The 16074-nt window shown below is 35.9% G+C and carries 9 protein-coding genes; 3 read left to right on the forward strand and 6 right to left on the reverse strand.

What is annotated here, in order from left to right:
* Positions 1-29: 29 nt before the first annotated feature.
* Positions 30-1532: a MauE/DoxX family redox-associated membrane protein gene (locus ACR1PN_RS12315; RefSeq protein WP_433980272.1), complete on the forward strand. Its 1503-nt coding sequence runs from the start codon at positions 30-32 to the stop codon at positions 1530-1532.
* 33 nt (positions 1533-1565) lie between these two features.
* On the forward strand, positions 1566-1838 hold the full coding sequence (locus ACR1PN_RS12320; protein WP_433980273.1) for a DUF6520 family protein: 273 nt from the start codon (positions 1566-1568) through the stop codon (positions 1836-1838).
* A gap of 28 nt (positions 1839-1866) precedes the next feature.
* Here the strand turns inward: ACR1PN_RS12320 and ACR1PN_RS12325 are convergent, their stop codons facing one another.
* Genes ACR1PN_RS12325 through ACR1PN_RS12335 form a run of 3 tightly spaced genes read right to left on the reverse strand, consistent with a single transcriptional unit; the run spans position 1867 to position 8936 of the window.
* On the reverse strand, positions 1867-4347 hold the full coding sequence (locus ACR1PN_RS12325) for an alpha/beta hydrolase family protein (RefSeq protein WP_433980274.1): 2481 nt from the start codon (positions 4345-4347) through the stop codon (positions 1867-1869).
* Positions 4348-4394: 47 nt separating this feature from the next.
* Positions 4395-5777, reverse strand: a complete 1383-nt coding sequence (locus ACR1PN_RS12330; protein WP_433980275.1) for a RagB/SusD family nutrient uptake outer membrane protein — start codon at positions 5775-5777, stop codon at positions 4395-4397.
* An 18-nt stretch (positions 5778-5795) separates the two neighbouring features.
* Entirely contained in the window at positions 5796-8936 is a 3141-nt protein-coding gene (locus ACR1PN_RS12335) for a SusC/RagA family TonB-linked outer membrane protein (protein ID WP_433980276.1), read from the reverse strand.
* A 700-nt stretch (positions 8937-9636) separates the two neighbouring features.
* Between ACR1PN_RS12335 and ACR1PN_RS12340 the strand changes: the two genes are divergently transcribed.
* Positions 9637-9945, forward strand: coding sequence for a helix-turn-helix domain-containing protein (locus tag ACR1PN_RS12340; RefSeq protein ID WP_433980277.1), 309 nt, complete (start codon positions 9637-9639; stop codon positions 9943-9945).
* Positions 9946-10279: 334 nt separating this feature from the next.
* Here ACR1PN_RS12340 and ACR1PN_RS12345 read toward each other — a convergent pair whose 3' ends face one another.
* From ACR1PN_RS12345 to ACR1PN_RS12355, 3 genes are read right to left on the reverse strand one after another with little or no spacing between them, the layout of a single operon-like run.
* Positions 10280-12298 carry an AIPR family protein gene (locus ACR1PN_RS12345; RefSeq protein WP_433980278.1) on the reverse strand — a complete coding sequence of 673 codons (2019 nt, stop codon included), beginning with the start codon at positions 12296-12298 and terminating at the stop codon, positions 10280-10282.
* Between the two features lie 7 nt (positions 12299-12305).
* Positions 12306-13307 (reverse strand): PD-(D/E)XK motif protein, encoded by a 1002-nt coding sequence (locus ACR1PN_RS12350; RefSeq protein ID WP_433980279.1) that lies wholly within the window; start codon positions 13305-13307, stop codon positions 12306-12308.
* A complete protein-coding gene (locus ACR1PN_RS12355; RefSeq protein WP_433980280.1) occupies positions 13300-16068 on the reverse strand; it encodes a Z1 domain-containing protein in 2769 nt (922 codons plus the stop codon). The genes ACR1PN_RS12350 and ACR1PN_RS12355 overlap by 8 nt, the downstream gene beginning before the upstream one ends.
* Positions 16069-16074: the final 6 nt, after the last annotated feature.

Here is a 16074-nt window from a genome sequence, read left to right on the forward strand (position 1 = left end):
TAGCCTGTTAACTAAATAAAACTAATGCTATGACACAATTTATTGAACGGTTGTATACTTTGGCCTGCTTCTTTTTCATCCTTTTATTTTGCTATGCTGCCATCAGCAAGATCATGGACTTTGAAACGTTTCAGGTTCAGATTACCCAATCGCCTTTATTGAATATTATTTCAGGTTTGGTATCGTACGGAATTTTAGCCGTTGAACTTGTAATCTGTGGGCTTCTTATTTTTGAGCGCTCAAGGCTTTTGGGTTTATATGCTTCATTTACTTTAATGGTCTTATTCACCTTTTACATTTATATTATTTTACATTACAGTGAGTTTGTTCCCTGTTCATGTGGTGGTATTCTGGAAAAGATGGGCTGGAATACCCATCTGGTTTTCAATATCGTCTGTGTGATTATTGCTGGTGTTGTGCTTATTGTAAAAACAAAGATCTCTGGCCATCGCATCATTAAACCTGCGATCCTGCTGTTACTAATTTCAATCCTATGTGGAATTTCATTGGTACTACTCTACCAGAGATCCGAGTATATGCTGATAAAAGAAAACAACTTTACCCGCCGATTGCTGAAACATCCTTTTGATTTGGAAAAAAAATATAACCTTGAACTCGATTCCTATTATTTTGCAGGTTCCAGTGACGATTCCATTTATCTGGGTAACAGTAAAACACCGTTTGTATATTACAGCATGGATGCGAAACTCAACGATCTAAAACAGCATACCGTTATTCCGGATCAATTTAACTTTGAGTTCAAGAGTCCACGTATAAAAGTTAACCATCCGAATTTCTATTTTTTCGATGGAACAGTACCCGTTATTTATCAGGGGACTGTGGGAAAAGAAAAGATGCGTACCATCAGTTTTCATCAGAGCTATTTTTTGCAACTTCAACCAATGATAGAAGATCATTTCGCAATGATCGGTTATTCTAAAAAAGAAGATATTCAGTCTTTAGGGCTGTTATCAACAGGCTCCTACCCTTCATCACTGTTGAAACCAAATCTTTTGGAGAAAATCAATGACGGAATCTTTGATACCGATGGAAAATTGTTATTTGATGAGACTGCGGAGAAGTTGGTCTATGTCTACAATTATAGGAATCAATTTGTCGTTGCAGACCAGCAGCTTGAACACAGCCATACTTTTCAAACCATTGACAATCTCCAGATCCCAAAGATTGAGGTGACCCAGCTGTCCGACGGAACTAAAAAAATGAAAAATCCTTCAACGACTGTTAATAGAACCGCATTTGTGTATAAGGGTGTTCTTTTTATCGAATCACCCCGTATGGGAAAATCCGAAGATAAAAAGCAATGGAAAAAATCTTTTAGTATTGATATGTATGCTATCAGTGAGCAAAAATACCTGGGTAGTTTTTATTTGCCAAAAACCTCTGAGTCGTCGATGACGGGACTGATGGTCAGTAACAATACCCTATTTACAATTATTGGAAATGAGTTGATCAGATATCGTTTAGCGCAAAACATTACTCAACATTTCATTCAGGGGAAGCCGAAAACCTGATCCAAGAGTAGGCACCAAAACAAATTTTACATCATGAAAAAAATGAGAAAAATCGCGCTGCCTCTAGCTATTTTCGCTTTAGGAATCGGAAGTGCGTACGCTTCCACAGCGTCAGACAAAACAGAAAGTGCAATTCAAAACGGATTCCGTTATGATCCAATGGCTCCGGTAGGAGAAGAATGTGTCGAAACCACTAATTCTTGCAGCACAGAATTTAACGATGAAATCTGTACTTATACAGACTCTTTGGGACAGCACAATCTCTTTGATCAAGGTTGTGTCAATGTATTGTTCAAAATACCTTAACCATCAACCAATTAACCAAAGAAGGATGCTAAACAGCATCCTTCGTTTGTTTCAATATCCACGGAACATTTCTTTTTCCTTTTAAAAAATACTCCCACCACTCTATTATTCTCGTTGTAAGATCTTTCTGAAGTTTGGAATCTATAATACCGTGATTTTCGTCAGTATAGAACAATGCGATGACCTGTTTTCTATATTTCCTAAGAGCACTGAATGTTGATTTATTTCCTTCGGGACTGACATTTTTATCCTTCAGACCTGACCATAGCAGCATAGGAGCTGTAACCTGCTCCATATAAAATAAAGGACTGTTTTTAATATACTTTTCCTTATTTTCTGAAAAATCTCCAAATGAATACTGTCCATGTTCCAAGCGTGCATAGTCAGGAGAATAGCTACCATAATTAAACGCAAATGCGGAATGCATAGGGTCTGAAAAACCAGTTCCTGAAATATAGGCTGCAAATCGGTTCGTTTGCGTTGCAATAAAATTGGTTTCATATCCTCCAAATGACCTTCCCATCAGTCCTACCTTTGTCATGTCAGCCTCCTTAATTTTCGTAAGCTGATCCATTGCCTGATTCACACAATAGAGCGCTGAAATTCCCGGACCTTCAGATCCCTTTGTGATATCCGGCAACATCACCATAAAACCTGCTTCCAGCAATAGCCGAATGCTGAATCCATCCTGATTTTTGAAAGTGGGCTGCAAATAATCATTGTGATACTTTCTTTGAACTTCATAGATATATACTACTACAGGCAGTTTTTCATTCTTCTTTATGTTCGGCGGTAAATACAACAATGCAGTTAAGTCTTCATTATTAGGCCCTTTGTAATGTAATCGCTTCATCCCAATTTTTACCGTAGTATCCGGCTGTTTTGATTCATACAGTTGCACCGCTGTCTTTTTTACATAGCCTTTCTTCATGATCATCGGATTTTTATTGTAATTTTCAGCAATCCAATAGTGTGATTTGGAGGTATTATTCCCGGACAGTGAACTAATTTTATCATTCGTCTGATTAATAACCGTTTTGACAACTCCATTTTTCCAACTGATAACCGAATGTTTTACATCATCTTCAGCAATAACTTTTAACAGCAGTTCCTGGTGCAAATCGACAACAAACCCTGAAATATTATTATCATTATAGATAGGATCCTTTCTTGCGTTCAGAACTTCCAGTTTCCCCTCAAAAGTCTTTAGCTTGTGCAACTTTGAGTTCTTCATATCCTGAGACCACAATTCATTGTTTAAAGTCCATAATACAGTTTCACCTGCGAAGTACGGAGAAGCATCAATTCCAATAGACAGGGCTGTTTTTTTCCCTGTAGCTATTTCGTAGCTTATCCATTGTCCATCTTTTTTATACAACAAAATTTTACCTAAAGGATCAACCATTGTATATTTAAGAATTTCGTCAACATAAATATCTGATCCCGTTTTTGTATCATACAAAAAAGTCTTTTCAGGGACAGGACTAATTTCCGTATCCCTGTAATCTACTTGATTAGGATTCTTTTCAATCGACAGGTACATGCCTGATTTTCCTGCTGCAATACCGTCGATAAAACGGCTGTCTATCTGTTGGATTTTATTTTCTTCAGGAAACCAGATCACACGATTAGGTTCATAAACCTTACGAAAGTGTCCTGTGAGATTGACTTCATTGCCATACCAAATATCGAGTGCGTCATTGTTCATTTTTTCGTAATTCCCTAAAAACAAAAACAATCCATCTTCATTAGCCGACGGCTTATTACTGATTACATCAAAGTACTTTTGCCCATTCACTATCAATTCTTTCGATTGATGATTGTGATCCACGTAGATAGCTTTCAAACCTTGCTTTTCCATTACAGTCATCAACCATCCGCCAGATGCTATTTTGGATTCCGCCAGTGAATACACCTCACTTTTTCCGCTGTATATTTTTTCAGATTTTTTTTGAACACTGCTGAAAATTGAAATTTCCTTCAATTCATCAGTACTTGTGTAGAACGCTAAATTCTGATCTAACGGCTTAACCCGGTCGACTTCAGACATTTTGTAAATCACTTTCAAATCTTTACTGTACACTTCAACCGCGTTAGCCTTTTTCGCATCATAATGGATCCAAAAAAGATCATTTGATTCAATGGATCCGAATGCTTTTACGTTTTGAAACTCTTTTGTCGTTCCTTTTACCGGGTCTTTAAACTCTACTGCACTTCCCTTTTGAATCAGCAGATTATGATCATGGATAAACAGTATATTTTTAGCATCAAACTTCATCATCTTTTCAGGATGTTTTGTATCTATGATCTTCATCTCCGAAGGTTTTGTTTCGTATACTCCCTGCCACATCATCCACCGTCCGTCTCTCGATACTTGCAACAAACGAATTTCTTCGGATTGCTGAACTATTTTCTCTAGTTTCTCAATATTACTTTGTGCGGGAAGCTTTTGTAACAACGCCATCACAATAATGATGAGCAGTTCTATAAGCCTATTCAATATTTTCATTGTCTTACTTCTTGTTAATTTTAATTATCTCATCCATACACTTTTCTTTAGTACCCTTCATTTTGAGGATTCAGATTAGGATTCAGCAGAAGTTCTTTCTGAGGAAGAGGCCATTGACGATGGTAAGATTTCCAGTTTGTTTTTACCGACGCCAGCTGATCCAATTGCCCCCATCTTTTTAAATCAAAAAAACGGGTTCCATGTTCAGAGAAAAACTCTTTTCTTTTCTCCTGTTTTAATTCTTCTTTAGCAGAAGTGGGATTCAATCCTGTCGAAAGGGCCGACAGACCAGCTCTTTGCCGGGTTCTATTGATGTAAGGAATTGCTTCAGCAACTTTATTTTGCTGAATGAGAACCTCAGCATACAGAAGGTAAACTTCCTCCAACCTGAAAATAACCGAGTCCTCAGAAGTGTTGGCTCCGGCAAGGTTTTTATATTTTACCGCTCTGTAATTCGTCTGTCCTTGGGACGTCACGGTAGCAATATAAATCTGCTTACGCAGATCATTTGCCGAAAAGCTGTTCACCAGATCTACGTTGAGCATATAGGTTGTCGGAATTCCTGAGAAATTATAGAGGGCTGCTTCCTTTGTTGCATCGCCGCTGTTTCTGGGTTTCAGCTGCCAGATGATGTGCGTACCCGTTTTCTGAAAAACCTTTGTGATATCATTTTGAAAAGCATAATCCGAGGACTGCAATACCAATTGCAGAAGATTTTCAGCCTCAGGCCATTGTTTACGCAGTATTTTCAATTTTGCCCAAAGCAGATTTGCGATGTTCTTATTCACATAAATCCGTTCGGCATTCCGGTATGCAGAAGGTAAAAGATTCACTGCCTGCTCCAAATCAGCATCTATACGGCTTAGCAAATCATCGGCTGAAAGCTTGGAAAGTTTGCTGTTAATCTGATAATCTGTCGTATCGGTGTATGGTATCTCTCCATAGATCTGCTGTAAATAGAAATACAGTAAAGATCGGATGAAGAGAGTTTCTCCGGTGATACGGTTTCTGGCACTTTGAGAAAGGGTTTTGGAATTCTTTACCCCTTCAATGATACTGTTTGCTGCATAAATATGCTGATAAGCATTTGTCCACACATTGGATACAATCAGGTTGCTTGATATTTGCTGATTGTAATACAAATCAATAATGCTGTTGCTTCCCGGTGAAGACACTGAAGCAATTTCATCGGTATACATACCTAATAGAAGCCCCATTCCGTCTGATCCTCCGGAGATCAAAGAATTATTCCATAAGTTAGCATAGAGCCCGGCTAAAGCAGCCTCGGCGGTCTGTTCATCTTCAAATACCAGTTCTGTGGGTAATTGATTGGAAGGAAAATCTGTTTCTATCCACTGCTCACAGGAACTAGCGGTTAATGCTGCAGAAACAGCAATGATGATCATATATGGTTTTACTATTGTTTTCATTGTAATAGAACATAGAGGTTAAAAAGTGAGTTGAAATCCTAATGAGTAGGTCTTCAGCGGAGGAAGATATCCCACCACTGTAAACTCGGGATCAATCCCAAAATAGTTGGTCAGCGTAAGAAGATTCTGTCCCTGCACATAAATCATGGCTTCCTTGATTCCCATCTTCTGAACAGGAATACTGTAGTTGATCTGTACATTTTTAAGACGTATAAAAGAAGCATCACTGATGGCTGCCGTGGAATTCTGAAAATAAGAATGCAAAGCATTTTTCTGTGCATTTGTTCCTGCACTGTACTGCATGTACGTTCCATTCGGATTTGACGGCGACCATGCATTTAATACTTCCACAGGCTGATTGCTCATTATTCCCGGAATCAGCATACTTTTATTGTAGTTCCAGTTTCTTTGTTTGACAAACTGGAAAAGAAATGATGCTGACCACCTTTTATATTTCATAGCAGCGGTCCATCCACCGAAAAACTCCACACCGATTTTCTCCACCACTTTATTATCATCGGGTGAACTGATTTTTCCGTCACCATTAAAATCCGTAAAACTGTAGAGCCCAGTCTGAGGGTTGACCCCTTCAAACTGATATACTTTAACAAGGGTCATGGGATATCCGATGACGTATTGGTTCGCATAGGTTGAACCTTCAAGATTCGGAAATTCTAACAAAGTATTTCGGGGTATGGACAGGTTCAAAGATGATTCCAGGCGTAGCTCTCCAGCTCTCAGTATCTGTGCTGACAGATCAAATTCCCATCCTGTATTTCTGACTTTTGCAGGAAGATTCGACTGAATCGTTGGAAATCCCGTTGTTGCCGGCAGCGGAATACCTACCAATTGATTGGAGGAGGTATTGCTGTAGAAAGCGGCCGACAGATTTAGTCTGTTCTTCAGAAACCCCAATTCAAGGGCAATCTCTTTTTTGCTTGTCTTTTCCCAGCTAAAATCACGGTTGTACAACCTTGAGGGAGACAATCCGGTAATGCCGTTATAGATATTGGTTGTTACCGAATAAGTATTCAGGTACTGATAATCTCCTATTTTATCATTCCCTGTTGTTCCGATACTTCCCCTAAGCTTTCCAAAACTCAGCCATGATAATTTCTTCATCCATGGCTCATCTGAAAATATCCATGCTGCCCCTACAGCACCGAAATTTCCGAAACGATTTTCGGGACTGAACCTGCTGGATCCGTCTCTCCTACCCGTAAGATTCAGAATATACCTTTTCCGGAACTGATAATTGAACCGGGCAAAAGCAGCGGTATAATAATACTGGTTCACCACCTGATCAGATACCGTCTTGGTCTTGGCTGCCCCCAGGTTCTGAATCAGTGCATTGCTTTCAAAGCCCACGCCCTGTATAGAGCCCTGCTTTGTTTCAGTCTGCTGTAAAGTTGTTCCCACTAGGACATCAAAATGATGTTCCTTCCATTTAAAATCTGCATTGATCTGCGGTTCCAACAGATAAGAAAACACGGTCTGACGGTTAAGTAAAGAAATGGAATTTGCGCTGGTCAATCCGGATGCGGGATTATACATGGTATGAGGTTTCAAACTTCTTTCTTCAAAATCCTGATAGGTTACCCCTCCGTTTAATTTCAGAGACAGGAACGGAAACAGGCGATAAGAAATATTTGTCCCGTTGTTGATGAATGTTGTTGAATTCAGATATTGACTGTTAAAGGATGCTACCGGATTGTTAAACGTATTGTTCTCCCAATTAAGATTTCCATTACTGTCATATAAAGCCGGAGCATTGGGACTTAACTGAAGACTTTTTTTGGTCATGTCATCATTCTGAACATTATTTTTCTGAAACGAAAACGTATTGTTCATGTTAGCCTCCAGTTTTTTATCAGGCGACCTAAAAGTAAAATTACCCGTCAGATTATTCGTTTTATACTTAAAATCTGCCGGAAATACTGTACTCTGCTCCTGATGCCCGTAACTGATAAGGTATGACGAATTCTCTGCTCCCCCACTTAAAGACAACTGTACAACCGAAGCATCGGCAGTATTTCCGATCAGTGTTTTTTGCCAGTCCGTGTATCGATTCTGATCCCAGGCTTTGAGATCATACGCCGAAGCAGGAATCGTTGTCACTCCATCATTGACATAGCCTTCACGTCTCATATTGAGATACTGCTCGGTGTTCATCATCTCCATGTGGCTGGCAACCTTACTCAAAGAATAGGCGGTGTTCAGTTTCAGTTCCGTTCTTCCTTTCCTACCCTTTTTGGTTGTCACAATAACAACCCCATTGGCTCCACGCGAACCATAGATGGCTGTTGCATCGGCATCTTTTAATATTTCAAAACTTTCGATATCATTAGGATTAATGGCATTCAGCGGATTAATTGAGGCTGAAGGCAGAATCGTTACAGCATATAAAGAAGGCGTTTCCGCACTTAAGGGCACCCCGTCAATAATATACAGCGGTTCGTTTCCTTCCTTTCGCAGGCTGTTCTTACCCCGAATCTGAATATCAAAACCACCTCCGGGAACCCCTGAGTTCTGTGTAATGCTAACCCCTGCCATGCGTCCCTGTGCCGCAGAAAGCACATTGGTGACGGGCTGGTTCTCAATATCCTTAGCCGATACCTTGGCAATACTACCCGTCCTCTCTTTATCTTTTACTTTATAATAGCCTGCATTGATAATCACTTCCTCAATTCCTTTGATCTTAGCATCCTGATGAGCATCACGATCAATACCACCATTAGCACTGGAATCAGAATCAGCATAACCATGCTTACCATGACTATCACCATCCACATTATCACGCGACAGTTCAATATCAATGACCATTTGTCCTAATCCTGCTGAATCATGATCATTATCCTTCTTATTCAAAATAACAGGAATCGCTCTCTCTTTGTATTGCGGATGCTTAAACAAAAGAACAGGCTTTTGTTTATTGTTACTAGCATCACTCATCTTTAAAGTGAGCATAAAAACACCTTTGGAATTGGTTAAGGTGGTTTGATTGGAATTCTTCTCTGAAACAGTCACCCCGGAAAGAGGTTTATTTCCTGCAGTGACCGTACCTGAGATAACTTGAGTCTGAGCATTGACATGCGTGCACACTATTGTTAACATTAGGGTAAGACCAATGCCTCCTATGTTGATATAGGATTTTTTCATAGCTTTGTAAAGGTTTTTAATTAACTTTAAATTCTCACGCTCTTTCCCGATGTCGTCAAACTGTAAGGGAAAGGGCTTTTTTTATATTTTCATTTATATTTCGTTTATCAGTATTTCTTTCCAGTCATAATATGATAGGGTTCCTATAAAACAATAGCGTAAATTTTCGTCGTTTAAGATTCTATTTAATCAGGATAAAATAAAACTTTCCGGGTGCCCATGGTATAAACGAAGGGTGTGTGGTCCAAAAGAGCTCAGTGACCTCAGACACCGGAAAGCATATGAATGAAAAATTTGTCCCATGTAAGCTTAAAAAGCCACAATAGGCTGTACCCTCCTATTGTATCGTGCACTCTGATACTTATGTTGTAAGCGAGCTTAGATTTTAATGTAGAGATAAAGCGAACAGCATGAAATAAAATGGCATGGAACTCTACATTATCCGAGCAGAGGCACTGGTATACCCATAACAACAGATAAGAGAGCCCACGCCTAGGTCGTGAGCTTCAAGCCTATCATCTCGTTGTTATTTGAAAATTACCAGTTTTCTGCTTCGAGATTCTAAGCAATAGCTTCTAATATTTCGTTGAAGTATCGCAAAGTTACATTATCTGTAACCTATTTTACAAATATAATAAAAAAAACATTAGACGACATATATATCTTCATGAAAAGTATTTAAAAGATCAAAATTTACTACATGTATAAATGGCAGGTAGAAGATTTAAAGTTTCAAATTGGTAAGGTAATTCAAGTCTATAGATTAAGGAGAGAATTATCCCAATTCCAGTTAGGATTGGAATTAAATATTTCTAAAGATCACGTAGGTAGAATTGAGAGAGGATTGACAAATCCAACAATTGAAAATATCGTAAAACTTAGCAACTTTTTAGACATTAATATATTATTCCTTTTCACAAAATTGGACACTAAAGAATTACAAAAAATAGAATTAGAAATTGATCGCTTACAAAAAGAGTTTAAAAATAAAAATAAGAGAAAATCCTGACTCTCGTCAGGATTTTCTCTTATTATATTGGTATGAAAACTCCTTAAAGGCATAATACAATTTGGATAATTTTAACAGAAAATTCAAGAAAAATTAAAATTAAAAGAACTTATATTTTTAAATAATTTTTTTACGAATTTGTTAATATTACTTTTAAAGACGGTGGTTAAATCTTTTCTTACGCTATATTGTAAAGAATTTGATATAGTACTTTTATAGGAGCTGATTTAGTGCTGTGCTAAAATCATATCTAAATATTTTCTTATAAAATGAATTCATATTCAGAATGCCTCCTACTTGCGTCTTTATTCATGAATTTTAAACTTTAATGCGTCTATTCTGAGAATCCCTCATGAGCAGCCTGTTTTAATAATCTTAATGCATTTTTTGCTTGTTTAACTGACAAAATATTTTTTCTATTTGCAAGAACACCAAGATTATAAGATAATTTTCTATCAAAAGGGGTAAATTTACTATATTCTTTTGCCCATTTAGCAAGAGCGAACCATGTTTCACTTTTCACATTACTCGCTTCCTCTATTATTTTCAATTCTAGATGTGAAAGTTCTTGACCAATTAAATCATTCTCAATATACGAATCTAATTTTTTTATTTCCTCATTTATAATACTAGTGTCAATAAACTTATCTTTAAGTGTTAACCAACATTCTGGTTTTTTACACCATTCTCCGATATTCATACCTACTTTTAAAGGATTATTCAAATGATTCCAAACAATACTAATCATCTGTTCAATTATGTTATTAAGATTTTCATTTATACCTTGATTTTCCCATATCATATCAAGATTTAATTTTTTGTTGGTTTTAAAGGATAACCATGAGAAAATATATGATACCATGTTTGCTTTGTATCCGCCAAGATTTTTCTTGGCTACTATCCTATCAATTTCTTTAAACAAAATTGCCTTTGCTATAAGCCTTTGATAATACATTTTGCTAATTTCATTTTTTTGGCTTGCAAGCTCTTTAGTAAAGAGCTTAAAATTATTTTCAGCGCCTTTACTTACATCGTAAGGTCGCTGTAACCAACTCATTTCATATTTTGCTAAATCTGTCTTTATAAATTTTTGTTTTTTAGGATATTCACGATCGAATATTTTTGATTCTTTAACGGTCTTTTTGGATCTCTCATCAAGATACTGTCCTCTGGTTCTCTCATAAAACCATTTGTTAGTTGCCTTACCTCCTGTCTTTGTTGGCATCCATTCTGTTCTTGAAAAATTTTCGATTGCAATATGATATTCGTTATTAGAGCTGAAATCGGAATCTTTAATAATTGTTTGTGTATTTGCAAAACGCGAAATTTTTGCTACAATAGCTCCCACTTCATCCTGCTGCCGAACAACTGAAATCTTCATTTGTACAAATACTTTCGACAAATCAATATCCTTTTCTGTTGATGTGGCGAAAATTGACGCAGTAGTCTGACCACCATTCACAACTTGCCAATTCTCAATTTTTGTAATATAAGGTATATTATCTTCAAATTCGACTTCAACCTTCTCGGCTGTTGTTGAAATACCATTATTATATGCAAAAAACATATCTGGCTCTTTACGAATAGTTTCACGTATCCCTTGATTCACTCGTGCTCTAAATTGTAAAAATGTTCTAACGTTTTTCTCTAGAAGTCCTTGTCTATATTTTTCATAAACAGAAGCTAGAATTCTTCCAGGAATGATAGCTATAAATGCATCTACTTTTTCACTTACCTTTTCCATATGCAAACATTTTAGTTTATGGTTAAAATCATTCAAAAAGTCTATTTCAATTTTTTGTTTACCAGCACGTATAAGGTATTGTTGATAAACCCTTTCCATATCCCATAATTGGAAATCTATATAGACACCGTTTTGTTCTAATGCCTCCGGAATAATCTCAGCTGAAGCTTCTCCATTTGTAAGAACAAAAATTCTTGCGTTTTTCACTTCGCTTTTTGATTGTTCAATTATTTGAACCAGATCAAACACATTTATATCCGATTCATCAATTTTTGCAGAAAGTTTACCATCCCTAGCTTGCCAAAAAAAATTTTCGGCTTTATTAAATGCATCCAAAACATCTTTATCAGAAACCTTAGTCAATCTTGGCTCTCCCTTAAAAATGGTTACAAATAAGTCAATCGATGCATTTTCTTCATCGTAATTCCATGCATTTATTTTAATACCTCTCACTTTATAGTGACACAATTCATGTGCAATTACTTCTCCTGAATCGATTGCATACTCAAGTATATCATTAGTAATAGCATCTTCCTGTGAAATTTTTTCTTCTTCTACAGTAATCAAAGCATTTTCTAAAAAATCTATTCCAAATTCTGACAGATTCATAACCTTTTTATATATAATTTAAAATGTCTGTTGTTATTTCAAAAGGAACACAGGCAGCAACTACAATGGAATATTGCAAGTCCCCAACTCCACTAGGTAGGTTTTTTTGAAGTAACCTAGGAAACCCTTCTTTCACATCAAAAAATTTACTTTCAGAAATGGAAAATCCAACAGTGTATTTATCAGCAAGGGCCTCATTATATCCATATTTCAAAAGTTTTACATAAAACTGAAATGTTGCAACAGGATCATATTGAATTTGCATACAGATTTCACGTATCAATACAGGTAGTGTGCAGTTTGGCAAATTGCTATGAAGATTCACTGAAAACAATGAAAGATAAAGATAATCGATCCCTGTGTTATCAAGCTGTTTCTCAGAAGCTATGCAAAATTTCTTATGCTGTTTGCCCGAAGTAGTTTTTATTTCAACAACTTTTTTCATTATTTGAAAATCATGAGTAGTTTTATCTGAACCTGTCCAGTATAAAACCGATTCAGCAAAGGAATACTTCTGAAAAAGATAATCTTTCAGGAAATGCAGTTCACCAAAAAGCCCTTTCTGTGCGGAAATAGAAAGAATTTTCTTTTCATATTTCTCAAAAAATATTCTCCATTCTAACAGTGTTTTTATTAATGTGCCAGAAAGATTATTTTTATTCTTTAACTGAATGACCTTATCACATAAATCTGAAATAACCAACTCAAAAATATTATCAGTGTTAGGTATCGACTGAGTTAATTTTAGAAAAACTGCATTGGAAAACTCACCAAGATTTTGAACAATTATAGAGATTTCAAGTCCTCTAAACTTTGGCAAAGAATCAATTAAAATATCTTGATCGCTATCAAGCTTAATATATAATATACGAAGATGTTTTCTGAAATCAGTTGCCAGAAAAGAACTAAACAAACCTTCTGAAGGAATTCTCCTAGCAATCTGCGATTGCATAGGATTATTTTTGGATTCATTATTAATTGACTCCCAAATTTCTTTATAGTTAATCATAATTTGCCAGTTCTAACTCTTCATATACACTATTTATATCGTAGGTTGATTGTTTAAGATTATTATTGTTTGGCCAACTAATTGCAAATCCAAATGGCATCTTATCCAGAGATAATAATTCAACAGGATCTTCACTATTTTCTCTATAATTTTCAATAAGTAAAGGATAAATAGTAATAAGCGGCCTATTTAATCGTGGTAATAATGCTCTCAGATCTTTACTAGTAGCTGTTGTTTCTGTCTCAAAATCTATTTTTTCATCATCAGGACTAACTAATCTTTGGATAAACAATCTATTGTTAATAAATTCTTCTTTAATCGATCTTGTAAAAGGTTTGATATCTAATCCTGCAATCTGAACTAACCCTTCCTGTGTATTTCTTATAAGTGATGCCAAAGCTACATTCCAGATGTCAAGAATATCATTTGGACTATCATCTTCTTTTTGTTTCTCAATAAATTCAATTATTCTTTTTGTACTTGATGCTGGCGCTCCTCTGTATGAAATATATGCATCCAAAAATGAAATAACTATTTCCTTAGGAACTCCAGTCCATAAATAAGTGTTTTCTTTTGGTACTATTGGAAAGGGACTTAATTCTTGAATAAAATCTTCAACAGCATTAGAATTGTTTATTAATATTGATCTGTCACCAGAAAGAGAAGATGTTTCTGTAAGTTTTCCTTTATATGTTAATGGTAAAGTTGTAGTATGTCTCATTTTCATTGCATTTGTTGCCATCATATCAGGATGAGATAAGACTCGTAAACCAAATTCCATCGGAGTAGATTTTTGACGGCTCATTTCCATAAATTCCTTTCGTAAAATTTCAAATGCAGTTGAAATATGCCTATACCAACTAAATAAATCATCAGTTGTGTAAATTCTGCACAGGTCTTCAAATCCGGTTCTATATCCAAACCATCTTCCCATTTGCATCAAAGTATCATATAATGTACTTGCTCTTGTAAAATAACTAATTGTCAAACCTTCCAGAGTTAATCCTCTCGATAGTTTATCTCCGCCGATAGCAATAACACTCAGTCCAGACCCTTCTCTGTTTTTGTAATCAAGAATATCGCCAGCTGTTCCATTTATAATATGTGGTCTTCTTTCCATTTTTAAAACAGCAGGTTTTAAATTACCTCTTACTTCATCCCAATTATTTAATACCCCTTCCATTTGGGTTGTTATTCTTATATAATCTCTTTCAAATAAAATTTTGAATTCTTGAATTATATCATTATCATCATTAGCAATACCTTCTCTCAGACGATTAAATTCATCCTCAACAAATCTTCCTACAGCATTTTGTATATCATTAAATCTTGTACAATGTATTAACATTGTATTATGTTTATTACCCTGTCCTCTTAATCTTCTGATTGCAGAACTTAGTATGAAACATTTGATTGCCTCTTTCATTGATTCAGGTATATGGTCAGGTACATCTGTAGCACGATGACGCAATGGAAGGAAATCAGAATTTGGCATTGAAGCATCATCAACAGTTATATGGATTGGCAAACCCTGTTCTGTTTCACTTTCATTTAAGCCAAAAACTTGAACAGGACCAAAATAATTAGATGGTGCTTCCATTGAAATAATAAAAGATGACGGAAACAAATCTTTACCATACAATGAATGCTCATTATCATGATGCATAAAAATATTCGCAAAAGGAGTGGCTGTATAGCCAACATAAGCCTTCTGATTAAAAATATTTAAGAGCTGTCTTATATTTCTGTTGATTGATGTTGGATCAAGTTCCCCAGTGTCGTTTGCAGACGCTCTTGTATTAGGTGTTGCCTGATCTGCTTCATCATCTATTAAAAGTAACGGAAGATTATTTAATATTGATTCACCTTCTGAATTCTGTAAAACGTATTCATCACTAAGCGTATCTAAACTCTCACGAAAATATCTTATAAGATTTCCTAGAACTGAAACATTTTTCTTTACAATAAGAATCATTGGTCTGTCAGATCCGGGTTGAACTCCTCCAACCTGTTGAGCAAAGCTTCTGGAAAAATCACCACTGTCATTTTGAGTAGTAAACGTATCTACATTAATGTATCCTTCACCTGGTAAAGTTGTAACACCAATTCTTTTTACCTGTGCTTGATCACTTGTATCCCTGCCAATTACTTCTTCATCAATTCGCATCTGGGTCTGACTTCTTAAATTCTTATGCATTCCACTAAGAACAATTATCACTTTATATCCTGAATCAATTGCTTTATTAATTAACCCGGTAAAGTTTGCCGTTTTTCCTGATTGAACATATCCAACCACCAAACCTCTTCTATCAAATGTTCTATCTTTTACCGTAGGATCTTCTAACCTCTCTATGATATCATCAGTAATTTCATCAAGTCGATCTACAGTTGATACAGGCCATTGCTTTATATTTAGAAGGTATTTTCTGTAACGTTTCCAAAATTTAAAATCAATCTTATCTGTTGCTACTATATCTCGATACCAGGGAATATGCCCCGAATCATCTGTAAGCGTGTGATATTCTCCTGCTTCAACACCTTGATTTATATTTACTTCATACTGTAATTCCGAAATCAAAAAGTCTCTGATTTCTTCTTTAGAACTGAAAGTAATTGATGGGTGATCAACACTTTTAACATCCAATGGCGTCAAAACATTTGACACTGCCATATCCATTGCTTCTTCATAAGACATTGAATCTTTAAAAAGCTCATAGTTATCCTTAACAATACTTTTAATAAAATTGTAGGGTCTGCTCATTTTTAA

It is taken from the genome of Chryseobacterium sp. RLHN22, from assembly GCF_051011795.1.
GTDB classification, from domain to species: domain Bacteria; phylum Bacteroidota; class Bacteroidia; order Flavobacteriales; family Weeksellaceae; genus Chryseobacterium; species Chryseobacterium zhengzhouense.

Coding starts and splice junctions, on each gene's coding strand:
- ACR1PN_RS12355 (WP_433980280.1), bottom strand. CDS start 16,068: ATGAGCAGACCCTACAATTTTATTAAAAGTATTGTTAAGGATAACTAT.
- ACR1PN_RS12325 (WP_433980274.1), bottom strand. CDS start 4,347: ATGAAAATATTGAATAGGCTTATAGAACTGCTCATCATTATTGTGATG.
- ACR1PN_RS12330 (WP_433980275.1), bottom strand. CDS start 5,777: ATGAAAACAATAGTAAAACCATATATGATCATCATTGCTGTTTCTGCA.
- ACR1PN_RS12340 (WP_433980277.1), top strand. CDS start 9,637: ATGTATAAATGGCAGGTAGAAGATTTAAAGTTTCAAATTGGTAAGGTA.
- ACR1PN_RS12335 (WP_433980276.1), bottom strand. CDS start 8,936: ATGAAAAAATCCTATATCAACATAGGAGGCATTGGTCTTACCCTAATG.
- ACR1PN_RS12350 (WP_433980279.1), bottom strand. CDS start 13,307: ATGATTAACTATAAAGAAATTTGGGAGTCAATTAATAATGAATCCAAA.
- ACR1PN_RS12320 (WP_433980273.1), top strand. CDS start 1,566: ATGAAAAAAATGAGAAAAATCGCGCTGCCTCTAGCTATTTTCGCTTTA.
- ACR1PN_RS12315 (WP_433980272.1), top strand. CDS start 30: ATGACACAATTTATTGAACGGTTGTATACTTTGGCCTGCTTCTTTTTC.
- ACR1PN_RS12345 (WP_433980278.1), bottom strand. CDS start 12,298: ATGAATCTGTCAGAATTTGGAATAGATTTTTTAGAAAATGCTTTGATT.